This is a genomic window from Mycolicibacter hiberniae, assembly GCF_010729485.1.
GTDB lineage: Bacteria > Actinomycetota > Actinomycetes > Mycobacteriales > Mycobacteriaceae > Mycobacterium > Mycobacterium hiberniae.
Genome location: NZ_AP022609.1, coordinates 1051735 through 1076065, shown reverse-complemented (window position 1 = coordinate 1076065; position 24331 = coordinate 1051735). Strand labels below are relative to the sequence as shown.

Below are 24331 nucleotides of genomic sequence, written 5' to 3'. Positions count from 1 at the left end.
CCAGGCGGGTCCCGCTACCCCCGTTCGGCCGCCATGGCGTCGCGCAGGCTCTTGGGCCGCAGGTCGGTCCAGTTCTGTTCGACGTAGTCCAGGCAGGCCGCCCGGGCTGCGCCCTGCTCACCCCCGTAGACCACCTGCCACCCCGCGGGCACATCGGCGAAAACCGGCCACAGACTGTACTGCTGCTCGTCGTTGACCAGCACGTAGAAGCTGCCGCTCTCGTCGTCAAAGGGATTGGTGCTCATCGGATCTCCTCGATAGGGACGGGGGAACAGGCAGGCGCGACGGCCAGATGGGCGCCGAGCACCCGGTCGGAGAGCAGCCCCAGGCAGCTCAAATTCGGAAAACCGGGACCCTGGGTCAGGCCGGCCAGATTGGGCAGGAAGAGCTTGGGCGTGACGTCGCGCACAGCCAGGTCGTGCCCGATCGCCTCGGCCAGCCGGTCACCGGAAAGCGGCCCGCCCAGCCCCAATTCGAGCAGGTCCAGGGTGTCTTGGCCGAACAGCGACACGAACCACAGCGGGTCGGCGCCGCTGCCGTCGATGACCAGATCGAAACCGTGCACGGTCTCGAAGTTCTCTCCCCCGCGGTTGGTGCTCAGCGTCAGCCGGATCCGGCCGTCGCGGGCCACCGCGTGCGCCACCCGGCCCCGGAGGTGGCGGATGCGGTCGTCTGCCAGCAACGCCTCCTGCACCCGCGCGGAGAACACCCCGCGGTCGGTGCGCGCCAGCGCGTCCCGCCGCTCGGCCAGCGTCAGCGCAGTCCAGTCGATGGGATCGGAGAACAAGGTGTTCTCGAAGAAGCCCTCGCCCCGGGTGAACAGGGTCACCTGCGGGGAGATCACCGTGATCGTCGAGACACGATGGCGGAACAGCTCGTTGAGCATCGACGCGGCTGTCTCGCCGCCGCCGATCACCGCCACCCGCTCGGCGCTGATCCGGTCCGCCGCGGCCCGGTGCCAGAACTGGGCGATGGACAACACCAGCGGGTTGCCGGGCAGAATCGACCTCTCGGCCTGACCGGGCCCGGTGATCATCACCGCATCGGCGGCGACCTCGGCCTCGCGGGTGCGCAGCACCCAGCCGGCGCCCTGGACCCCGAGCCGCTCCACCTCGCCGGGGATGACCTTCAGGTGCACCGCATCGGCCACCCAGCGCAGGTACTGGCTCCACCGCAGGTGGGTGGGGGCCGGCCGGCCCCGGTCCACCCATTCGGCGAACTGCCCGGTGGCGATCAGATAGGTCTGCCAGCCGTATCGGGTCATCCGCTCGTCGAGTTCGGCGTTGCGCCCCGCCACCAGTGCCGAGCGGTACGGGAAGCCGACGTCCTTCTCCGGGCTGGTGCCCAGCCGGTGCGCGCCGTCAGTCCAGCCGCCGGAGGCACGCCAGTTGGCGGCGACTTCGGTGCGCTCGACGGCGATCACCTCCGGTGCGGCGACTCCCATGTCCCGCAGGACCGCGGCCTTGGCGGCCACCGCGACGGCTTTGGCCCCCGCACCTACCACCGCTAGTGTGCTCATCGCAGTTCCTCCACCAGTTCGGCGAGACTGTCGGCGAACAGCCCTTGCAGTTGTGTGATCTCGGCGGCGTCGAGGATATCGGGCAGCGTGCGCCACTGGGTCATCAGCGCCTCCCCGGCCCCCAGATCGGCCACCGCGGCGAAGATACTCAGCTCGTGCCGCACGGCCTGGCCGGGTTCGGGAACCGACGGCAGGCCGGCGATCAGATCCGGCGCCACCGCCGGCCCGCCGCCGGCGTAATCGACGCGACCCAGATAGTTCAACAACAGCTGCGGCCCCGGGTAGGCCGCCAGCCGCTCAGCCGTGTCGGCCCGCAGGTAGGCCAGCAGCCCGTAATCGATTCCCCCGCCCGGGATGTCGGCCAGGGCGCACGCCACGCCAGCCGGGTCGGGCTGGGCGATCCGCAGCGGATAGATCGCCGACAGCAGACCGGCGATGTCGCTGGTGTCCACCCCGGTCACCACGTCCTCGGCGCGCCCGTGGGTCTCCACGGCCAGCAGCGGCGGCGCACCGGCCTGCCCGCGGCGGGCCCGCCAGGCCCCGATCGCGCGCGCGGTCGCCGCCACCAGCAGGTTATGCATCGGAATCGGTGCGGCGGCCAGCAGCGCGGCGGTGATCGCCGGATCGGCCACGGTCACCGACACCGTGAGGTCACCGGCGCGATCGCGTCGCGGGTCGACCCGCCGGGCGCCCAGGTCCGGATCGTCGCCGGCCAGCTGGGCGGCCCAGTAGTCGACCGTGTCCAATGTCTGCGCGCGCTGCGCCAGCGCCGCCGCCCAGCGCCGGTAGCCGCTGCGCTCGGGCAACGGCTCCGCCCCGGCCAGTGCGGCGTGCAGTTCGCCGAGCACCACCTGCCACGACACCGGGTCCAGGGCCAGCACGTGTCCGGCCAGCACCAGCACGCCTGCCCCGTCGGGCGGGCGCAGCCACACCGCACCCAGCATGACGCCGGCCTCGGGGTCCAGGCGTTCCAACAGCCGGGCGCCGTGCTCGGTGACCACGGCCAGATCGGCGGCCTCGACGGCGATCTCGGTGAGGACGTCGGCGGGCTCGCCGGGGCACAGCGTCAGCTCGACCGGCTCGAGGCGGGCGTGCAACACCGGGTGCGCGGCGATGATCGCGGCCAATGCCGCCCGCAGCCGCTCGGGCTCGGTGCCCTCGGGCAGTCGGACCGCCTCGACCTGTCCCAGCCGGCGCGGGCTGCCGTACTGGTAGAGCCAACGGCCGGCCGGCAACAAAGGAATCGGCGCGTCCTCGGCGATGCCGCCGGGCTGGTCCGCCGCTGCTTGGGCTTCGGCCACCTCGTTGTCCACCGCGGCGGCCAGGTCGCGGATCGTGTGGCAGCTCAGCACGGTCCGAGGGCGCAGGGGCAGTCCGCGCCGGCGGGCCGCCCGCACCAACGACAGGGCGACGATGCTGTCCAAGCCCAGATCCCGCAGGTCAGCCTCGACACCTGCCGCATCCCCGGCGCTGCCGAACACCTCGGCGAGTACCTCCGCCAAAACCCGTTCGGTGTCGGTGGCCGCCTGCGCGGCGCCGCCGGTCCCGAAGCCGGCTTGGGCCAGCAGCTCCAGCAGCGTGTCGGTGTCCAGTTTGCCGTTGGCGGTCAACGGCATCGAATCCACGACGGTGATCCGGGCCGGAATCAGGTAGGCCGGCAGCCGGGCACCGATCTCGGTGCGGATCCGCGCGGAGTCGGCCTGTGCCCCGGTGACGAAACCGGCCAGCTGGGTTCCGGCCGGCCCCCGCACCGGCAGAACCGCCGCGGCGGTCACGCCGGTGGCCGCGGCCAGCGCCGCCTCGACTTCGGCGATCTCGACCCGGTAGCCGCGCACTTTGACCTGGTCGTCAGCGCGCCCGAGGTAGACCAGGCGGCCGTCGGGGCGGCGCCGGACCAGGTCGCCCGTGCGGTACATCCGGCTGCCGTTGCGGAAGGGGTCGGCCACATAGCGGCTCGCGGTCGCCCCGGCGCGGCCCAGATAGCCCCGGGTGACCTGCGCGCCGGCCAGGTACAGCTCGCCGGCCACGCCGTCCGGGACCTCTCGCAGCGCGGAGTCCAGCACGTGGGCGCTCATGCCCCGCACCGCTTCGCCGATCACCGGCACCTCGGTGTCGGCGACGTCGGCCACCACGGCTTCCACCGTGGTCTCGGTGGGCCCGTAGCAGTTGTGCACCGCCGTCGAGGGCGCCGCGCGCAGTCGCGCCCAGGTGTGCGGGGCGATCGCCTCGCCGCCGAGGGCCAGCACGGTGAGGCGGTGGTCGGATGCGTCGTCGAGCAGGCCGGCGTCGAACAGTTGGGTGAACATCGACGGCGACGTGTCGATCATGTCCAGCCGGTGGGTGCGGATGCCGTCGATGATCGCCTCGGCGTCACGCATCTGCTCAGCGGAGAACAGGTGCACGCTCTGGCCGCCCAGCAGGCCCACCAGCGGTTGCCAGCTCGCGTCGAAGCTCAGCGACCAGGCGTGCGCCACCCGCAGCGGCCGGCCCAGGCGCGCGACCGCGGGCGCATACATGCGCTGCTGGTGGTCGGCGAAGTAGGACGCCAGCGCGCGGTGGGTGCCGACCACACCCTTGGGCTCCCCGGTGGATCCGGAGGTGAAGATCACGTAGGCCGCCGAGTCGGGGTGGATCGCCGCCGGCACCGGGCGCTCCGCGACTCCCGGTGAACGCAGCTGCGCCAGCTCGTCGGCGGTCAGCACGATTCTCGGATCAGACTGCCGGAGGATCGATTCGATGCGCGCCGGGGGCAGGCTGATGTCCACCGGAACGTAGGCCGCCCCGGCCCGCAAGACCGCCAGGATCGCGATGACCGAGTCCAGCGAGCGGGGCAGCGCGATCGCCACCCGGTCCTCGGGGCCGATTCCGCGACCGGCCAGCGCGCGCGACAGCGCGCCGGATTCGGCCGCCAGTTCGGCGTAGGTCAGGCTGCGATCCTCGCCGGTGAGGGCGGTGTTGTCCGGGTGCGCGGCGGCCGCCGCGGCGAACAATGCGGGCACCGAGGACTGTTCCGCCGGCGCCGGATCGACCAGGCGGGACCGTTCGGCGGGCAGCAGCACATCCAGGTCGGCGACGCGGGACCGTGCCGGGTCGGCCAGCTGGCGCAGCACCTGCAGCAGGCGCTGGCCCAGGTCGGGGATCGACAGCTCCCCCAGCGCCTCGGGGACGGCCTCGAGCAGCACGGTCAGCCGCCCGTCGCGGGGCGGGTAGCTGACCAGGGTCAGCGGATAGTGGGTGAGGCTTTCCACGGTGACCGGGATGAAGCGCACCCCGTCGGGTGTGGTGACCCCGGCCGACGCCGAGCCGATCGGCGCGTTCTCGAACACCAGCAGCGTGTCGAACACCGCGTTGGCGCTGGCCCGCTGCACCGTCGACAGGCTCAGGTAACCGAGGTCGCGCATGGCGGCGGTATCGCGCTGCAGCGCTTGGCAGGTGGCGATCACCGGGGCGCGTGGCGGCGTCGAGACGGCCACCGGGACGGTGTTGATGAACAGGCCGACCATGGTCTCGACGCCGGTGAGTTGCTGGGGGCGGCCCGAGACCACCGATCCGAACGCCACGTCCGTCCGGTCGGTGAGCCGGCCGAGCACCACCGCCCAGGCGAACTGCAGCACCGTGTTCAGGGTCAGTCCGTGCCGCCGCGCCCACTCGGTCAGGCCGGCGGTGGCATCGTCGTCCAGGCTGACCTGATGGGTCTGCGGGGCGGCGCCGCCCACCGCGGCCCGCCCGCCGGCCAGCATGGTCGGGGCGCTCAGCGGGGCCAGGTACTCGCGCCAGCGCTGCGCCGCGGCGTCGGTGTCCTGGCCGGCCAGCCAGCCGATGTAATCGCGGTAGGGGCGCGGCGGTGGCAGCGGATCGGTGCCCCCGGCCCGGTAGATGGCCACCATTTCGTCGAAGAACACCGCCATCGACCACCCGTCGAGCAGCAGGTGGTGCACGGTGAGGATCAGCCGGTATTGGCCGGGGGCGGACCGGGCCAGCACAAAGCGCAGCAGCGGGCCGCGGGCCAGGTCGAAGTTGGCGGTCCGCTCGGCGCGGGCAATCTCTTCGAATTCACTTGGTGCAGAATCGATCTCGCGCCACGGCAGGACTACCTTCGCCGGTATGATCTGCACCGGGTGCGGCAGGTCGACATCCCAGAACGAGGCCCGCAGGTTGGCGTGCCGGGCGAGCATGGTCTGCGCGCTGCGGCGCAGCAGCGCGGCGTCGACGGGCCCGACGATGTCGATGACGAACTGCACGGTGTAGATGTCCAGCCCGTCGCCCGCGCCGCCGGTCCCGGCTCCGTCGTCGGTGGCCAGTTTGGCCAGCGAGAACAGTCCCTGCTGCAGCGGGGACAGTGCCAGCACGTCCTCGATGGCCGCCGCCGCGGGCGCGGTGGCGCGCTCTGCGGTCGACTCGGTCACGGCGAATCACCCCAGGCCGCAGTCAGATCGGCCAGCGCGTCGCCGCTCAGACCCGAGACGCTCATCGGCGCGAATGCCGTGTCGACGGGGTCGGCGGCGCCACCGGCGGCGGCCTGAGCGTCGATCGCGGCGGCCAGCGCGGCGAACGTCGGGTGCTCGAAGATCATCCGCGGGTCCACGTCCAGTCCCGCCGCACGGGCCCGGGCGGCCAGCTGCACCGAAAGGATGCTGTCGCCGCCGAGTTCGAAGAAGCCGTCGCTGCGCCCGATTGCGGTGACGCCGAGCAGCTCGACGCAGATACCGACCAGCGTCTTCTCGGTGGCGGTGACCGGTGGGTCCGATTCCCCGCGGGTGGCCACCGCCGGCTGCGGCAGGGCGGGTCGGTTCAGCTTGCCGGAGTCCGTGAGCGGCATGGCTTCGAGCACCGTCAGCGAGGACGGCACCATGTAGCCGGGCAGTGTCGCGGCCACCGCCGCGCGCACCGCGGCAATGAACTCCGCCGTGTCGGCCACCGGGCCGGCGGGCACCAGATAACCGGCCAGTGTGGTGACACCGCGCTGTTCCCAGGTGCGGGCGGCAGCCGCCGCCACCCCGGGCACGCCGCGCAGGGCGGCCTCCACCTCGGCCAGCTCCACCCGGAAGCCGCGCACCTTGACCTGGTGGTCGGTGCGGCCGACGAACTCGAGCACTCCGTCGGCGGTCCAGCGTGCGCGGTCCCCGCTGCGGTAGAGCCGATCGCCCGGCACCGCGGAGAAGGGATTGGCGACGAACCTTGTCGCGGTCAGCCCCGGCCGCTTCCAGTACCCGCGGACGATCTGCGGTCCCGCGTAGTAGACCTCGCCGACCACGCCGGGGGGCACCGGTTGCAGTGCGTCGTCGAGCACATAGGCCTGCGATCCCGGCGTGGGACGGCCCAGTTTCGGAGTGGGCGGCTCCAGTGCGCCGCGCACCGCCGCACCGGAGGTCTCGGTGGCGCCGAAGTTGTTGAGCAGCTGGGCATTGCCGTCGAGCGCCGTGCCGAGCCGGGCCAGCAGGTCTGCCGAGACGGGCTCGCCGCTGCATACCAGCCGCCGCAGGCCGCGCAGGGTGCCTGGTTGATGCGGCGGTCCCAGCTTCGGCTCTCCTTCGTCGAGCCTCGCTGAACCGCCGTCGGAATCGGCCAGCACCGAGATCAGGCTTGCCACCGCGGTCACCTGGGCAACCCGCTCGTCGACGATCAGCCGGGCCAGCGCTTCGGGATCACGGAACTGGTGGTCGTCGGCCAATATCAGGGTTGCCCCGGCGGCCAGCCCGGCCAGCATCTCCATGCCGCCCTCCAGGAACGTCATCGAGGACTGGGCCAGCCGGATGTCGTCGCCGGCCACCGGGTAGTGGGCGATCTGCCAGTTCAGCCGCGCACTCATCGAACGGTGGGTGCCCAGCACGCCTTTGGGCACGCCGGTTGAGCCGGAGGTGAACACCAGATACATCGGGTCGTCGGGATGCGGCACCGGAAGCGGCAGTCCGGCAAGGCCTTCGGCCAGCTCGTCCTGCACATGCGGATCGTCCACGCACAGCAGCGTCACGCCGTCGGGCGCCGGGATCGCAGCCCGGGTATCAGCGCTGACCAGAATCACCTTGGCTCCGCCGTCGGCGAAGACGTCGTCGATCATGAACTCGAGGCGCTGGGCGGGGTAGCTGGGGTCCAGGGGGAAGTAGCCGGCACCGGCCTTCATGATGCCGACCAGTGCGACGGGCAGATCCACGTCACGGCGCACCGACAGTCCCACCAGGGTGCCGGGCTGCACACCGGCGGCGATCAGCAACTCAGCGAGCCGGTCGGAGCGGTGATGAAGCTGCGGGTAGCTGAGTTCGGCTCCGGCACAGCGCACCGCGACACCGTCGAACCCGCGACTGGCGGCGAGCACGTCGGCGATGGTGCGCGGGTCGTCTGCGGGAACCTCGGCGCCGCGGCTGCGTTCCAGGATCTCGCGGCGTTGCTCGTCGTCGAGAAGGCTGATGTCGCGCAGCGTTGCCTGCGGGTCGGCCGCCATCGCCGCCAGGACCCGGCCCAGCCAGTCGGCCAGCCGCACCACCGTGGCGCGCTCGTAGAGATCGGTGCGGTAGATCAGATGGCCGTCATAGCCGTCGGCGGTGGTGAACAGGTTCACCGACAGGTCGGCGTGCGCGACGTCGAAAGTCGGCATGACGGTGCGGAAGACCAGATCGCCATCGGGACCGGTGGCCACGGTGTGGCTGACCTCGGCGGCTTCGCGGACGTGGACCACCACCTGGAACAGCGGGTTGCGCGACAGCGTCCGGACCGGGTTGAGCGCCTCCACCAGCCGATCGAACGGCAGGTCGGCATGCGCGTAGGCGCCCAGCGCGGCCTCCCGCGCGCGAGTCACCACCTCGCGCAGCGTCGGGTTGCCCGACAGCCGGTTTCGCAGCACCACGATGTTGACGAAGAACCCGACCAGGTTGTCCAGCGCGTTGTCGGTGCGCCCGGCCAGCGGCACGCCCAGCGGGATGTCGTCGCCACTGCCGGCCAGCTGCAGCAGGACCGCGACCGCGGCCTGCATCACCATGAATTCGGTGGCGCCCGTCTCGCGGGCCAGGGCCGCCAGCCCCGCGCGCACCTGCGGGGAGACGCTGAACGCCACGGAGTCCCCGGAGCCGCTGGCGGTGGCGGGACGGGGGAAGTCCGGCCGGGGCCCGGTGTCGTCGGCCAGGCCGGCCAGTTGCTCGATCCAGTAGCGGCGTTGCTCGTCGATCAGCCCGGACTCATCGCGCAGCAGTTCGCCCTGCCAGTGCGCGAAATCCGCGTACTGCAGGGCCGGCGGCTCCCAGTCCGGTGCAGCGCCGGCGGTCCGGGCCCGGTAGGCGATCAGCAGGTCGGTGAAGAGCACCTCGACCGACCAGTGGTCGGCGGCGATGTGGTGCACCACCAGCGACAGCACCCGTTCGTCGCCGGGCAGGTGCAGCAGCGCCGCCCGGATCGGCCAGTCCCGCTCCAGGACGAACGCGCCGCCGCGCTGCTCGTCCAGCCGGGCGCCGGTCCACGCCGCGACGGCATCGGGATCGGTGTGGGGGCAATGCATTTCGGTCACCGGAACCGGTGCGGCGGCATTGATGACCTGATACGGCAGGCCGTCGATCTCGCGGAACGTGGTGCGCAGGCTGTCGTGTCGGGCCACCACGTCCCCGAGCGCGGCGATCAGGGCAGCGGTGTCGCACGGGCCGGTGAGCCGGGCCGACAGCGGGATGTTGTCGGTGGCGGCGCTCGGGTCCAGCCGGTAGGCGAACCAGGTGCGCAGCTGCGCCGCCGACACCGGGACGTTGTCGGGCCGCGGCACGGCGACCAGCGCCGGACGCCGCGCGGCGGTCTGGCCGTCGTGGCCGGCCGGTGCCGCGTCGATCACGGCGGCCAGGCGGGCCACGGTACCGGCTTCGAAGATCTCCCGGATGCCGATCTCCACGTCACAGCGGGCGCGGATCGCCGCGACCAGTTTGGTGGCCAGCAGCGAGTGGCCGCCCAGGTCGAAGAACGAGTCGTCGGCGCCCACCTTGTCGCGAGAGAGCAACTCGGCGAACAGCTGCGCCACCAGGTATTCGGTGGCGGTCTGGGGTTCCCGGTACGGCGTGCTCTCGATCGGCTGCGGGTCCGGCAGGGCGGCGCGGTCGATCTTGCCGTGCGCGGTGATGGGGATGTCGTCGACCACCACGTAGGCCGCCGGCGCCATGTATTCCGGTAGTGCCGCGGCCACCCGCGCCCGGATCCGGGGTATCTCGACGGAGTCGGCCTGCGCGTCCGGTCCCGCCGGGGTCACGTAGGCGACCAGGCTGCGGCCCAGGCCGGGCAGGTCCGACACCACCACGACGCACTGGCCGACGCTGGGATCGACCGAGACGGCCGCCGCCACCTCGCCGAGTTCGATCCGGAAGCCGCGGACCTTGACCTGGTCGTCGGCGCGGCCGATGAATTCCAGGTCGCCGTCGCCGTTACGGCGCGCCAGGTCGCCGGTGCGGTAGAGCCGCTGCCCGGGGGTCCACGGGTCGGCCACGAAGCGCTCGGCGGTCAGGCCCGGACGATCGAAGTAGCCGCGGGCCACATGGGTTCCACCGATGTAGATCTCGCCGATCACCCCGACCGGAACCGGCTGCAGGGCGTCGTCGAGCAGCCACATGGTGGTGTTGATGTTGGGTTTGCCGATGGGCACCACCCGGTTGCCCTGCGGGCCCTCGACCTTGTGGCGGGAGGAGTTGACCACGGTTTCGGTGGGGCCGTAGAAGTTGTGCAGCAGCGCATCGAATGTGGCGTGGAACTTGTCGGCGAGTTCGCCGGGAAGCGGCTCGCCGCCGATCGGAATACGGCGCAGCGTGCGCCATTGGGTGACCCCGGGCAACGACAGGAACAAGCCCAGCAGGGACGGCACGAAGTGCATGGCGGTGACGCCTTCGCGCTGCAGCAGGTCGGTCAGGTAGCCGATGTCGCGCAGCCCGTCGGGGCGCGGGATAACCAGGCGGGCACCGTTTCCCAGGGTTCCGAACAGTTCACCGATCGATACGTCGAAGCTCGGTGAGGCGACCTGCAGCAGGACGTCGGTGTCGTCGATGCCGTACTCCTGACCGAACCAGAGCAGGTATTCGGTGATCGGGGCGTGGGATACCTCGACCCCCTTGGGCAGCCCGGTCGAACCGGAGGTGTAGATCAGGTAGGCCAGGTTCTCCGGACCCAGCGGGCGCACGCGGTCGGCGTCGGTGGGGTCGGTGTCGGGCCGCCCGGCCACCTCCTCGGCGCTCAGCGGTTCGGCCAGGACTATCGACGGCTTGGCGTCGCTGAGGATGAACTCGATGCGGTCGGCCGGATATTCGGGATCCACCGGAACGTAGGCGGCACCGGATTTGGCGATGCCCAGGGCGGTGACCACCAGGTCCACCGAGCGGCCGAACAGCACCGCGACCTTGTCCTCGGTGCCGACACCGGCCGCGATCAGATGATGCGCGACCCGGTTGGCGCGCGCGTTGATCTCGGCATAGCTGTACGTGCCGTGGTCGTCGACGACGGCGATGGCATGCGGGCTGGCGGCGGCGCGGTCGGCCACCAGCGAACCCAGCGTGGCCGGGGCGCCGGCGGACGGAACGAAATCCGGGCCGCGTGAAATCGCGTCCAGCCACGCCCGATCCTGGTCGCCGAGCATGTCCAGTTCGGCCACCGCCGTCTGCGGGCTCGCCACCGCGGCGGTCAACAGCTGCACCAGGTGGCGCAGCATCTGGTCGACCAGCGCCTCGTCGAGTACGTCCTGCAGGTACTCGGCTTCGATCAGTGCGCCGTCGGCGCCGGCCTCCACCATGATTCCCAGCGGCAGCTGCGCGACTTTGCCCCGGTAGTCCGCACGCGTGCAGGCAATCCCGTCGGGGGTGAAGCCGTCCCCATGGCTGGTGCGGAAACCGAAGCTGAGCCGGGTGAGCCGTTCCACTCCCCCGTGCCGGCGGTCCGGGTTGAGCTCCCGCACCACCCGGTCGAGATTGATGCCCTGGTGGGCGAACGCCCCGATTGCGGCGTCGCGGGTGCGGGTCACCAGGTCGGCGAAGCTGTCGGCGGCGCTGATGCGGGCACGCAGCACCACCGTGTTGCCGAAGTAGCCGATGACGCCCTCGGTGCCGGCGGCGCGGTTGAGCACCGGGGAGGCGATCAGGAAGTCATCGGTGGCGGTGTAGCGGTGGATGAGCGCCGACAGCGCCGCCGCAATCACCATGTAGGGGGTGGCTCCGGCGCTACGGCCCAGCTCGGCGATCCCGGCCATCAGCTCGGGGGGCAGTGCGCGGGTGCACAATCCGGCACGCAGGGTGCGGGGCACCGCCGAGCCGTGCGGGCCGGGCAGCTCCAGCGGGTCCGGCGGCTCGGCCAGCAGGCTGCGCCAGTACTGCAGGTCCGCACCGTGGTCGGAGCTCGCCGGTGCGACCGGTCCAGCCACCGGCGGTCGGGCGGCGTAGCCCGCCGGGTCGTCGTAGGCGGCGGTGAGGTCGGTGAAGAAGACCGCCCAGGAGTCGTCGTCCCAGGCGATGTGGTGCGCCACCAGCAGCAGGATGTGCTCTTCCGGGGCCACCCGGACCAGGGTGAGCCGAAGCGGCGCTTGGCTTTCCAGCCGGAACGGGGTGCCGAACTCACGCTGGGCCAGCACTTCGAGCCGTAGCGCGCGGGCCTGTTCGGCGAGATCGGACAGGTCGTGGGCGGCAAAGCCGGGTGTCACCTCGGCGAGCACCGCGCGCGGTTCGCCGGCGTCGTCGACGGCATAGACGGTGCGCAGCACCGGGTGGCGCTCGGCGACGGCGGCCAGCGCGGCCTCGAGCCGGGTGGGGTCCAGCGGGCCGGTGAGACGGTAGGAGACCGAGATGTTGGCCACCGCGCCGTCGGGGTCCAGCGCCTGCACGAACCACATCCGGCGCTGTCCGTCGCTCATCGTCGGCGGCCCGGGCACCCCGTCCGGGCCGGAAGCCGGCGCGGACTCCGGGGCGGGGGCGGCCAGCCCACGTTCGGCGAGCCGGCGCCGCAGCAGTTCCAGCCGCAGGTCCGCGGTCGTCGCCTGGTCGACGGCGTCAGTCATGGGTGAATACGGTCCTTTCGGTAGCCACGGCGGGCGCCGCGTCGTCGCGCAGCGCCGCCGTGAGCTGGGCTCCGGTCATCCCGGCCAGCAGTGGGCCGAGTGCCACCCGTCGACCGGTGGCCCGGCCCAGGCGTTTGCGCAGGTCCAGCGCAAGCAGTGAATCCAGGCCGAGGTCGACCAGCGCCCGGTGCATGTCGATGTCGTCCGGGCTTTCCACGCCGAGCACGCTCACCAGTTCCTCGGCCACCACCGCACCGATCGGGCGTTCGGTGCCGGGATCGGCCGGGGTGGGCATCAGTGTTGCCTCGAACGGGCAGGGCACGCCCTGACTGTCGAAAAAGACTGCGAGGCGGTCGAAGTCGGCGGCCAGGATCACCGGGTCGGCGGGCGTGGCCAGCAGTCCCGCGATGATCGCGGCCTCCGGTGCCATCGGGGTCAGGCCGGTCCTGGCGATCCGGTCCCGCTCCTGGCCGCTCACCACGGCCACGCTGCGCCACAGTCCCCACCGGATGGAGCTGGCACCCAGGCCCTGCGCGCGCAGCCGGCCCACCAGGGCGTCGGCCATCCGGTTGGCAGCCGCGTAGGGGCCGTGCCCCGATCCGCCCCACAGCGCCAGCACCGACGAGCAGACCAGCACCCGCGCGTCGGGGCGCAGCGGCCAGTGCCGCACCAGGTTGTCCAACCCGATCACCTTGGCGCCGAGGGCATCCCGTACGGACTGCTCGGTGACCTCCGACGTGGCGACGGCTTCGGCCGATGCCGTATGGACCAGCAGTCCGGCCGGCGCGGGCCGATACTGCGCGATCAGCGCCGCCACTGCGGCGTCGTCGGTGATGTCGCAACGGATCGCGGTGATGGTCGCGCCGGTGCGAGCGCGCAGCGACTCCAGCTGCGCCGCGGTGGCATCGCCGGCGCCGCTGCGGCTGAGCAGTACGATCTCGCGGGCGCCGTGGTCGGCGCAGTACGCCGCATAGGCCATTCCGATGGCGCCGGTACCGCCGCTGATCACCACGCGCTCCGCGACCGCGGGAAGCGTTGCCGGCGTCTCCGACTCGGTGAAGCGGCGCCGGGCGAGATCTCCGGCGCGCACCGCGACCTCGGTGTCGGGCAGCCACAGCGCGGCGGCGGCTGCCCGCAGATCGGCGGCGGTGGGCGCCGCCGGCAGATCCAGATGCGCGAAGGTGTGGTCGGGATAGTCGAATCCGGTGCTGCGGTGCAGCGCGGCCAGCGCTGCGCTGCCCGGGTGCGTCGGTGGATCACCGTCGAGGTGTTCGGCGCCGCGGGTCAGCAGCCACACCCGGCGGCAGTTCGGTCCCGGCCGCACCGCGCTCTGGCGCGCCGCGTCTGCGGCGAACCCGGCGGCGGCGCCGCCGATGTCGGCCGCATCGGCGAGCGGGGCCACCAGCAGCAGGAATTCGGCGTCGGCCGGGTTGCACAGTTCGGCGCCGACGCCGTCCAGCGCCGACACCACCCGGGCGGTCAGCTCCGGGGATCGCCCGGTGTAGTCGACGACCGCCACCGGGGTGGGCCGCCGCTGCGGCTCGGCGGCGGGCAGCCAGCGTTCGGCCATGACCACCGGGCCGCGACGGCGTGCCGAGGGCGTTTCGACACCAGCCCACAGTCGGGTGGTGTGCATCGGTGCGTGCGGAAAGTTCCGCAGCAGCGCAGGCGGTTCCGGCGGGGTGAAGTCCCGCCAGCGGTAACCGGGGTCGGCGATCGCCGCCGCGGCGATGTTTGCGGCCAGGGCCTCGCCGGCCGGCCGGTCGCGGTCGGTGCTGCCGAGCACCTGGGCCGCACCGACGGAGTCGCCGAGCGCCACCAGCAGGGTCGGGTGGGCCGACATCTCGATGAACGTCGTGACACCGCGCGCCACCGCGGCGGCGGCGGCCAGGTCGAATCGGACCTGGCGGCGCAGGTTGTCGAACCAGTACTGCCCGAACGTGGCGCCGGGCGGGATCGGGCCGCCGTACACCGATCCGATGAATTCCACGGGCGTGTTGTGGAACTGCGCGTCGGGAAGCTGCCCGGCCATGCGGCCGGCAAGCGGCTCCAGCGCGCTGGTGTGCGCGGGGTAGCGCACCGGCAGTTCGCGGGCGAACACCCCGCGCCCCGCGGCGACCTCCAGAATCCGCTGTACCGCCGGCCATTCGCCGGAGACGACCACCGATTCGGGTCCGTTGACCACCGACAGCTCCAGCCAGCCGGGAGTCGCCGCGATCATGTCGGCGGCAGCCGCGGCGTCCAGGGCGAGCATCGCCATGCCATAGCGGACCGGCGCGTCGGCGGCCAGCAGGTCGGTCAGCTGCGCCCGGGCGGCCACCACCGCCACCGCGGCGTCCAGCTCCACCACGTCGGCGGTGTAGGCCGCGGCGAGCTCCCCCAGGCTGTGTCCCACGGTGATGTCGGGCAGCACCCCGAAATGGCGCCAGGTGGCGGCCAGCGCCGCGGCATGGGTGAACTGGGCGGCCTGCACCACGACCGGATCTATACGGCGGTCCCAGCTTCGGCTCTCCTGCGTCGAGCCTCGCTGAACCACCGGGTCCATACGGCGGTCCCAGCTTCGGCTCTCCTGCGTCGAGCCTCGCTGAACCACCGGGTCAGAGTCATCGGTGCCCCGCAGGTAATTCAGCGGCGAGGCGTGACCGGCGCGCACGAAGGCGTCATGGCAGCGGTCCGCCTCGGCGCGGTAGGCCGCGACGCCGAGCAGTTCGGCTCCCATCCCGGGCCATTGGTTTCCCTGGCCGGGGAAGACGAAGGCGGTGCGGGCGGTCTCGGGCTGGTGCGACCGGGCCACCAGCGGGTGTTCCTCGCCGCGGTAGACGGCGTCGAGGCCGGCAATGAGCTCGGCTGCGTCGCGTGCCCGGACCACCGCCCGGTAGCGACGCACCGGCCGGGTGGCCCGCAGGGTCTGGGCGACGGCCGCGACCCCGACGGGGTGGGTGTTGAGCCAGCGCGCCAGCGCGCCGGCCTCGGCGGACACCAGGTCGCGGGCGTGCGCCGAAATCAGCACGGGGATCCGGCCGTCGGGCAGCGCGGTGGGGTGGCTGGTCAGCACGGCGCGGCCTCGCAGGCCTGGTCCACCCCGACGATCAGGTGCGCGTTGGTGCCGCTCATCCCGAACGCCGAGACCGAGCCGATGCGGCGGCCGTCGCGCGCAGGCCAGGCCGTGCTCGTCTCGGCGAGCGTGATGCCGCCGTCCCAGTCGACGCCGTCGTGGCGGCCCGCGCCGACGTGCAGGGTGGCCGGGATCGTCTGGTGCTCGGCGGCCAGCAACACCTTGGTCAACCCGAGCGCCCCGGCCGCGGCCTGGGTGTGGCCGATGTTGGATTTGACCGAGCCGAGCCGCGGGCCGGCGCCGGCCGCGCTCTGGGCGCCGTAGACGCTGATCAGCGAGCGCAGTTCGACGGGATCGCCGACCCGGGTTCCGGTGCCGTGGCCCTCGATCATCCCGACCTGATCCGGCTGCAGGCCGGCGTCGGCCAGGGTGTCGCGGAACAGCCGCTGCTGGGCCTGCTCGCTGGGGGTCAGCAGGCCGGTAGTGTGGCCGTCCTGGTTGAGCCGGCTGGCGAGGATCTCCCCGTAGATGTGCCGCCGGTCGCGCAGCGCAGCCGATTTCCGTTGCAGCACAAAGATGGCGGCGCCTTCGGCCCATACCGTGCCGGTGGCGTCCGCACAGTAGGGCCGGCAGCGTCCATCGTCGGACAGCGCGTGTTGTTTGGAGAACTCGACGAAAAATCCGGGCGAACCCATCACGCACACGCCACCGGCGAGCGCCATGTCGGCGTCTCCGGCCTGCAGCGCCCGCACGGCCAGGTGCAGCGCCGACAGCGCCGACGAGCATGAGGTGTCGACGGTGATGGCCGGGCCGGCCAGCCCGAGGGTGTAGGCGATGCGCCCGGAGATCACCGACAGCGCGGTGCCGGGCAGCAGGTGGCCGCTGTGCGCGCTGAACTGCGCCATGTCCGGGCCGTAGCCGGTGACCGAGGCTCCGAGGTAGACGCCGACATCGTGACCGTGCAGTTCGTCGGGATTGATGCCGGCGTCTTCGAGCGCACGCCAGGCCACCCGCAGCGCGACCCGTTGCTGCGGGTCCATCGCGACGGCCTCGCGGGGTGCGATTCCGAAGAACCCGGGATCGAATTCTGCGGCCCCGGAAAGGAATCCGCCCGAGTTGCAGATGGGTTTGAAGCCGTCGCGGTGCGATTCCTCGATGAGTTCGCGCACCGCCCAGCCCCGGTCCTCGGGGATGGTGCTCAGCGCCTCGCGACCCTCAGCCAGCAGTGACCAGTACTGTTCGGCGGTGTCGATGCCGCCGGGAGCCTCGACGCCGAGGCCGGTGATCACGACCGGGTCCTGGCGCCGATCAGTCATCGGCGATGATCCGCTTCGCCAGGGTCTCGATGTGCTCGTAGTGGTAGAAGTGGCCGCCGTCGTAAAGCGACACCGTGCAGGTGCCGGTGGTGTGCTGGGCCCAACGTTCCAGCAGATCGGGCCGGACCCGGTCGTCGGAGCGGCCCCCCAGCACGGCGATGTCGGCGCCGATGGTGGCTTCGGGCGGGCAGGCGTAGCGGTTGAATGCCAGGTAGTCCGCGCGGACCGGGGTCAACAGCAGGGTGAGGAACTCCTCGTCGGCCAGGATCCGCGGGTCGGTGCCACCCAGCTGGGCCAACTCGGCCCGCAGGTCGGCGTCGCCGGTGGGCACTTTGCGCAGCCCGGCCACCACGCCCGGTGCGGGCGCGGCCGAGGCCCACAATCGCTGGATCTCGATGCCGCGGTCCTCGGCGATCCGGGCGAATTCGAACGCGACGAGCGAGCCCATGCTGTGCCCGAACAGGCGCAGCGGCCCGAGCCGGTGCCAGGGCGCCGCGTCGAAGATGCTGCGGGCCAGCTCCGGCAGGGTTTCGGCGGCCGATTCCCGGAACCGGTCGGCGCGCGCCGGATACTGCATGACATAGGTGTCGGCACCGGCGGCCAGGGCAAGCGCCAGGGGGCGATAGTTCACCGCCGTGCCGCCGGCGTGCGGGAACACCAGGGTCGCGGGGCCGGGGCCGGGGAAGCGGCCCATCCAGGCCGGAACCTGCGTCGAGACGTCATCGACGGCCATCCGGTCCCCTCGCAAGTATTAGTAAAGGCTGCCCTAATTTTGCTGGCAAGGTTACCTCATCGGAGCCGGGCCGAGCACTCGGGCGGGGTCGGCCGACGCCACGGCGGACTCGCCCCTGTTCAGAGCTTTCCGCGGGCCGAGCTGCCCTAGGCGCCCAGGCGGCTTGCCACAAACGCCGCGGCCTGCGCCGGCATCCCCGACTGCTCGTAGGACAGATGAGCCGCGGAGTGCATCTCGTCGGTGGTGGGCAGCGCCAGGGCACCCGGGGTGCAGATCGGATCGCCGTCCGCACACAGATCGATCGCCTTGGCCCCGTACCAGTCGCTGAGCTGGTCGACCCGCCCGCCCAGATACCGGTCGGTCGGGTTCCCGAAGACCGCGACCGCGGCCACGTGTTCGGCCTCGTCCGCCGACAGGGTCGCCGCGTTGAAGCCGGCCACCGAGGCCCGCGCGATGGTGACCAGGTCGATGACCATGGCGCCTTGCGAGTAGCCCCCGAGCACCAGCTTGGTGGCCGGACAGGATCCGACCATCGCTGCGATGTGGGCATTGGCATCGCCGGCACCGGCGGACGCCGACGCCGGCCAATCGTCGGTGGCCGGGTAGTTGACCGCATAGACCCTGAGCGAGCGGCCGCCGGTCTGCGAGCGCAGCGCGTCGACGAACCGCTGCCCGACCCCGCCGACACCCGGGGGCTCACCGGTGCCTCGGGCGAAGGTCACCTCGACGTCCGGGCATTCGGCCGCGGCGGCAGGGGGCCCGGCGATCACGGGCAGCGCCCCCAGGACCATCGCCGCACCCCCGAGCCCGGCGACCCACCGGCGGGTGTTCATGACATCGATGCTGGCACATCGACACCCGGTCCACCAGACCTGCTTTCAGGACCGGTGTCCCCCGGCCAGCGCGTCGGACACCTCTGCCGGATCCAGCCGGGTCACTTCCAGGTAGATCTCGGCGACCGCTTCCAACCGGCCCGGATCGGTCTCGGCGGCGTGGAGGCGCTCGGCCAGCTTGGCCACCGTCCGGGTGGCGAAGACGTCGGCGACCACCGCGCGGGGGGCGTCGAGCCAGGTGCGGATCCGCGACACGGCGGCGGTGGCCAGCACCGAATCCCCGCCCAGGGCGAAGAAATCGTCGTCGGCTCCGACCCGGGTGGCGCCGAGCACCTCAGCGATGATCGCGGCCAGGGCGCGCTGCAGCGGACCGGCCGGCTCGCGGTAGCCGTCGCCGGCGGCCAGTGCCGCGGCCAGTTGCGCCGTCACCGCCCGCCGGTCGATCTTTCCCGAGACGGTGTAGGCGATCCCCGAGACCACCTGCACCAGCGGGGGAACCATGTGCTCGGGCAACGACTCGGCCAGTGCGGCCCGCACCCCTGCCTCGGTCAGGGTGGCGTCATCGGTGCGCACGGCGGCCGCCAGCACTTCGCGCCCACCGGGCTCGGGCAGCGCCACCACCACCGCTTCGGCGACCCCCGGCAGCCGCCGCAGTGCCGCTTCGACCTCGCCGAGCTCGATGCGATATCCGCTGATCTTGACCCGGTGATCGGCGCGGCCGACGAACTCCAATGTCCCGTCGGGCCGGTAACGGGCCAGATCACCGGTGCGATACCAGATTCGGCCGTCGTGGGCGACGAACTTCTCGGCGGTCAGATCGGGCCGGCCGCGATAGCCCGAGGCGAGACCGCGCCCGGCGATCCACAGTTCGCCGGCCACCCAGTCGGGTCGATCAGCCCCGTCGGGACCGACCACCCGGCAGGCCATGTTGGGCAGCGGCGTGCCGTAGGGCACCGACGCCCAGTTCGCCGGGGGCTCGCCGTCGACCTCGCAGACGGTGGCATGAATCGCGGTCTCGGTGGCCCCACCCAGCCCGGCGAAACGCACCCCGGGTGCCGCCGCGGCAAACCGCCGCGCCAGTTCGGGACGCACCCAGTCTCCACCGGTCAGCACTGCGCGCACCGAGGAGAGCTCGCCGCCGGCCGACACCAGCATCTCGCAGGCCCCCGGCATCAGGTTGAGCACGCTGACCCGGTGCTGTCCGACCAGCTGCGACCAGACCTCGGGGCTGCGCCGGTCGGCTTCGTCGACCATCACGGTGGCCCCGCCGGCGCGCAGCATCGCGAAAACATCGAGCACTGACATGTCGGCGTCCAGGGTCAGCAGCGCCAGGCTGCGGTCGTGGGGGCCGAATTCGAAACGCGTGCTGAGGGTTTCGATGGTGTTCATCGCGGCGTCGTGGGTGACCTCCACGCCCTTGGGCTCGCCGGTGGAGCCGGAGGTGAAGACCACGTAGGCCAGCTCGCCCGGGTCGGTGCGCACCGGATCCGCGGTGCCGGGATGCCCCAGCGCGTCGCGCACCGCCACCGCCGGGATCTCCAGCTGCGGCACCGTCTCGCCGACCACCAGGGCCAGTGCGGCGCCACCCAGCGCCAGGATGCGCTGCCGCCGCTCGGGCGGCTGATCGGCGGCGATCGGCAGGTACACCGCTCCGGCGGCCAGGATTCCCAGCAGCGCGGGGATCTGCTCGGCGCACTTGGGCCCCAGCAGTGCCACGGTGTCGCCGCGCCGCACCCCGCGCTCGCGCAACGCGGCGGCCACCGCCAGTGCCTGATCGCGAAGCCGGCCGTAGCGCAGTTCGGCCGAACCGTGCAGCACCGCGACTGCCTCGGGATTGCGCTGCGCCTGTCGGAAGAAACCGTCCTGCAGGGCTTCTCCGCTCGGTTCGGCGGTGCCCGCGTTGGCCTGCTCGCGCACCCGGGCCTGCTCGGCCGGCAATGCCGCCGGCGCCGGCTGCCCCCAGCCGTCGCCGCCGGCCAGCCGGGTCAGGTCGGCGACGTGGTGGGCGAACATGGCGTCGATCACGCCGGGCGCGAACATCTCCTCGCGCACGTCCCAGTTCACCAGGACGCCGCCGTCGAACTCGGTGACCTGGGCATCGAGCAGCACCTGCGGGCCCTGGGAGATGATCCAGACCGGGCCGCCGAACGCCGCGGTGACCTCATCGGAGAACAACTCCCCCAGGCCCAGGGCGCTGGTGAACACCACGGGCGCCAGCACCTGGGTGCCGCGGTGCCGACTCAGGTCACGCAGCACCGCCAGGCCCGGGTAGTCGGCGTGCGCGGCGGCGGTGCGCATGGCGTCCTGCACCGCGTGCGCCCGCTGGGCGCCGGTGCGAGCCTGGGTCAGATCCACGTCCAGCAGCAGCGACGAGGTGAAGTCGCCGACCAGCCGGTCCACGTCGGCGTGCAGCGGCTCGCGTCCGAACAGCGGCACGTTGAGCAGGAAACGCGCGGTGTCTGACCAGCTGGCCAGGGTGTGGGAGAAGGAGGCGGCCAGCGCCATGGCCGGGGTGACGCCGTGCGCGCGGGCCTGGCCGAACAGCGCGTCGCGGGTGGCGGGGTCCAGCCAGTGCCAGCGCCGGGTGCTGCGGCGCGGGTTCGCCGGGGTGCCTGCCGGCGGCGGCAGCTTGGGTGGGTCGGGCAGGTCCGGGATGCGCTGGGCCCACCACTGGCGGTGGTTGTCGTCGGGTTCGCGGTCGGCGAAGGCCTGGCGGTACTGCCGGTAGGTGTAGCCCAGCTCCGGCAACGCCTCGCCCCGGTAGGCCGCGGCCAGGTCGGCCATCAACGTGCGGTAGCTCATCGCGTCGGCGGCCTGCATGTCCAGATCCACGTGCAGGCGCGCCGTCCCGTCCGGCAGGAGCGAGACCGTCAGCTCGAAGACCGCGCCGTGCAGTTGCTGATGCGATTTCGCCGCGCGGGTCGCCTCCAGCCGCCGGGCCGCTTCGGCGGCGTCCAGCTCGCGCAGATCCTGCACGGCCACGGGCAGTTCGGCGCCGTCGGAGATGTGCTGGGTGCCGTCGGGCGAGAACTGCACGCGCAGCATCGGATGCCGGGCGGCCAGCGCCTGCGCGGCGGCGGCCAGCCGTTCGGGGTCGATGCCGGTGCCCGATTGGAATTCCACATACAGGTGCCCGGCAACTCCGCCGAGGGCCACGTCGTCGTCGCGGCCCACCCACATGGCGTGCTGCATGGGTGCCAGCGGAAACGGTGCGCCGTCGTCCTCGGCCGGTGCCGGCGCGGCGACGGCAACCGGTGCCCCGCGATCGCCCACCAGCGCCTGCCAGGCCGCGATGCGCGGGTCGGCGGCCAGCGTGGCGAAATCGACGTCGATGCCCTGCTTGCGCCAGCGGCCGGCCAGGCTCATCATCCGGATCGAGTCCAGCCCCTGTCCGACCAGGTCGGCGTCGGGGTCGAGGGCGCCGGCGTCGGCCCCGAGCAGCTCCGCGACCTGCGCGCGAATGTCGTCCGGCCCCACCGCGCCACCCTTCATTAGTAAAGGCTGCCCTAACTCGTTGGACGCTACCCTATCTAGGATCTCCGCTGACTCCACGAGGAGGGCGGTGCCCATGCCGGCCCTGCCGGGGGCCGCAGCGTCGACGACCAGGAGGGTCAGAGTGTTCGTACCGTTTCCGGCCGAGCGTGCCGCGGCCTACCGCGCGGCCGGGTACTGGCGCGGGCGACCGCTGGCGACGCTGCTCGACGATGCCGCCGCGCGCTGGCCGGATCGGCCGGCGGTCATCGACGCGGCCGGCACCCTGTCGTACGCGCAACTGGACGCCGCAGCAGAGCGCGCGGCAGCGGGTCTGCACCGGCTGGGCCTGCGCGCCGGTGACCGAGTGCTGCTGCAGTTGCCCAACAGTTCCACGTTCCCAGTCGCCCTGTTCGCGCTGCTGCGGATCGGCGCCGTGCCGGTGCTGTGCCTGCCCGGGCACCGCGCTGCCGAGATCGGGCATCTGGCGCAGGTCAGTGCCGCCCGGGCGCTGGTGATCCCGGCCGTGCACGCCGGATTCGACTACCCCGCCATGGCGCGCGGGCTGCTCGCCGAGCTTCCGGGTGTGCAGCACGTCGTCGTCGATGGCGACGTGGGCGGCCGCGGCGCTTCGTTCGTGGCCTGGAGTTCGGTGTGCGCGCAGGATGGCGCCGCACCCGCGCGACCGAATCCCGACCCGGCCACGCCGGCGGTGTTGCTGGTCTCCGGCGGGACCACCGGGCTGCCCAAGCTGATCCCCCGCACCCATGACGACTACGTCTACAACGCCACCGCCAGTGCCCAGTTGTGCGAGTTGCGCTCTGACGACGTGTATCTGGTGGCGTTGCCGGCGGCCCACAACTTCCCGTTGGCCTGCCCGGGTCTGCTGGGCGCCATGTCGGTGGGCGCCGCGACGGTCTTTTGCGCCGACCCCAGCCCCGAGGCGGCTTTCGCCACCATCGCCCGGCACCGGGTGACGGTCACCGCGCTGGTGCCGGCGCTGGCCAACCTGTGGGCGCAGGCCTGCGACTGGGAGCCGCAGAAGCCGACCACTCTGCGGCTGCTGCAGGTCGGCGGGGCCAAATTGGCGTCGCAGGACGCCGCGCAGATCCGGGACGTGCTGACTCCGGGACTCCAGCAGGTGTTCGGGATGGCCGAGGGGCTGCTGTGCTACACCCGGCTCGGCGATTCCGCGCAGCTGCTCGACTGCACCCAGGGCCGGCCGCTGTGCCCCGATGACGAGCTGCGGATCCTCGACGAGGACGGCGCCGAAGTGCCGGTGGGCGCAGACGGGGAACTGCTGGTGCGCGGGCCGTACACGATCAACGGCTACTACAACGCGCCGGAGGCCAACGCGCGCTCGTTCAGCCCGGACGGCTTCTACCGCAGCGGGGACCGGGTTCGCCGGCTGGCGCACGGCTATCTGGAGGTGACCGGGCGGATCAAGGACGTCATCGTCCGTGGCGGCGAGAACATCGCCGCCGACGAGCTCGAGGCGCAGCTGCTGCGCCACCCCGCGGTCCGCTCGGCCGCCGCGGTGGGCCTGCCGGATGCCTATCTGGGCGAAAAGGTCTGCGCGGCGGTGGTTTCCGAGGACAGCTCGTTGACGGTGGTTGAGCTCAACCGCCATCTCGGCGAGTGCGGGGTGGCCACCCACATCCGGGTGGACCAGCTGGCGGTGCTGCCGGCGCTGCCGACCACCGCGGTGGGCAAGATCGACAAGAAAGAGCTGATCCGCCGGCTCGGCTGAACCGGCTTCGGCGATTCAGCCGCGTTGGATGACGTTGTCGAAGCCCGAGGTGGCGATGTCGGGATCCCCGGAGCGGTAGGTCACCCGATTGTTGAGACCCGATGCGGTGATGGTGGGCGACTCATCGACGGTGATGACGTTGCCGACTCCCGACACCGTCAGTCCCGCGCACCGGCCGGTGAGCGTCACGGTGTTGCTGACCCCGCTCACCGAGATGTAGCGACCGGCGCAGTCCAGTGTCTTGGTCTCCCCCGCCCCGGAGATGGCGAGCGGGGTGCCGGCCGGTGCGGGGACCGGCGACGGAACTTCCGCCGGTGGCACGGCCGGCAACGGCGCAGCCGCCAGCGGCTCGGGTGACGACGGCGCGGTGGTGGCACTGCTGCTGGGCATGGCGGGGGTTCCCGCGGTGGTGCCGCCCGGGTCGCGGGAGAGGAGGAACACCCCGAGCGCCGCGATCGCCACGAACAGCGCGCCCACCGCACCGAATCCGACGCCTCTGCGGCGGTTGCCCACGCCGGTTGCACCACCATGGGCCGGCGCCCACCCCCCGGCGCCGGCCGAGGCGACGGTCAGTTCCTTGGCGCGGGCGAGGTCGGCAAGTGGCCGCTCCAACTCCCGGATCCGGGCCTCGGGGTCATCGTCGGCGCTCACGCCTGTGATG

10 protein-coding genes and 1 pseudogene are annotated in these 24331 nt (G+C 72.3%); 1 reads left to right on the top strand and 10 read right to left on the bottom strand.

Annotated elements, in window-relative coordinates; genetic code table 11:
* Nucleotides 1-14 precede the first annotated feature (14 nt).
* The 9 genes and pseudogenes from G6N14_RS05005 to G6N14_RS04965 form a co-directional block, all read right to left on the bottom strand.
* Nucleotides 15-245 (bottom strand): MbtH family protein, encoded by a 231-nt coding sequence (locus G6N14_RS05005; RefSeq protein WP_085134805.1) that lies wholly within the window; start codon nt 243-245, stop codon nt 15-17.
* A pseudogene (mbtG, locus tag G6N14_RS05000) lies at nt 226-1519 on the bottom strand (NADPH-dependent L-lysine N(6)-monooxygenase MbtG). The gene G6N14_RS05005 and the pseudogene mbtG overlap by 20 nt, the downstream one beginning before the upstream one ends.
* Complete coding sequence (locus G6N14_RS04995; protein ID WP_085134803.1) at nt 1516-5925, bottom strand: non-ribosomal peptide synthetase; 4410 nt, start codon at nt 5923-5925, stop codon at nt 1516-1518. The pseudogene mbtG and the gene G6N14_RS04995 overlap by 4 nt, the downstream one beginning before the upstream one ends.
* Complete coding sequence (locus tag G6N14_RS04990; protein ID WP_085134802.1) at nt 5922-12512, bottom strand: non-ribosomal peptide synthetase; 6591 nt, start codon at nt 12510-12512, stop codon at nt 5922-5924. The genes G6N14_RS04995 and G6N14_RS04990 overlap by 4 nt, the downstream gene beginning before the upstream one ends.
* Nucleotides 12505-15567, bottom strand: coding sequence for an SDR family NAD(P)-dependent oxidoreductase (locus G6N14_RS04985; protein WP_085134801.1), 3063 nt, complete (start codon nt 15565-15567; stop codon nt 12505-12507). The genes G6N14_RS04990 and G6N14_RS04985 overlap by 8 nt, the downstream gene beginning before the upstream one ends.
* Complete coding sequence (locus G6N14_RS04980; RefSeq protein WP_085134800.1) at nt 15561-16883, bottom strand: beta-ketoacyl [acyl carrier protein] synthase domain-containing protein; 1323 nt, start codon at nt 16881-16883, stop codon at nt 15561-15563. Before G6N14_RS04980 ends, G6N14_RS04985 begins: the two co-directional genes overlap by 7 nt.
* Complete coding sequence (locus G6N14_RS04975; protein ID WP_085134799.1) at nt 16876-17616, bottom strand: thioesterase II family protein; 741 nt, start codon at nt 17614-17616, stop codon at nt 16876-16878. Before G6N14_RS04975 ends, G6N14_RS04980 begins: the two co-directional genes overlap by 8 nt.
* Nucleotides 17617-17762: 146 nt before the next feature.
* On the bottom strand, nt 17763-18449 hold the full coding sequence (locus tag G6N14_RS04970) for a cutinase family protein (protein ID WP_109559731.1): 687 nt from the start codon (nt 18447-18449) through the stop codon (nt 17763-17765).
* 45 nt (nt 18450-18494) lie between these two features.
* On the bottom strand, nt 18495-21941 hold the full coding sequence (locus tag G6N14_RS04965) for a non-ribosomal peptide synthetase (protein WP_085134798.1): 3447 nt from the start codon (nt 21939-21941) through the stop codon (nt 18495-18497).
* A 70-nt stretch (nt 21942-22011) separates the two neighbouring features.
* Between G6N14_RS04965 and G6N14_RS04960 the strand changes: the two genes are divergently transcribed.
* Complete coding sequence (locus G6N14_RS04960) at nt 22012-23670, top strand: (2,3-dihydroxybenzoyl)adenylate synthase (RefSeq protein WP_407663071.1); 1659 nt, start codon at nt 22012-22014, stop codon at nt 23668-23670.
* 15 nt (nt 23671-23685) lie between these two features.
* On the opposite strand, the gene G6N14_RS04955 is transcribed toward G6N14_RS04960, so the two are convergent.
* Nucleotides 23686-24321, bottom strand: coding sequence for a DUF3060 domain-containing protein (locus G6N14_RS04955; RefSeq protein ID WP_085134796.1), 636 nt, complete (start codon nt 24319-24321; stop codon nt 23686-23688).
* Between the last annotated feature and the right edge of the window lie 10 nt (nt 24322-24331).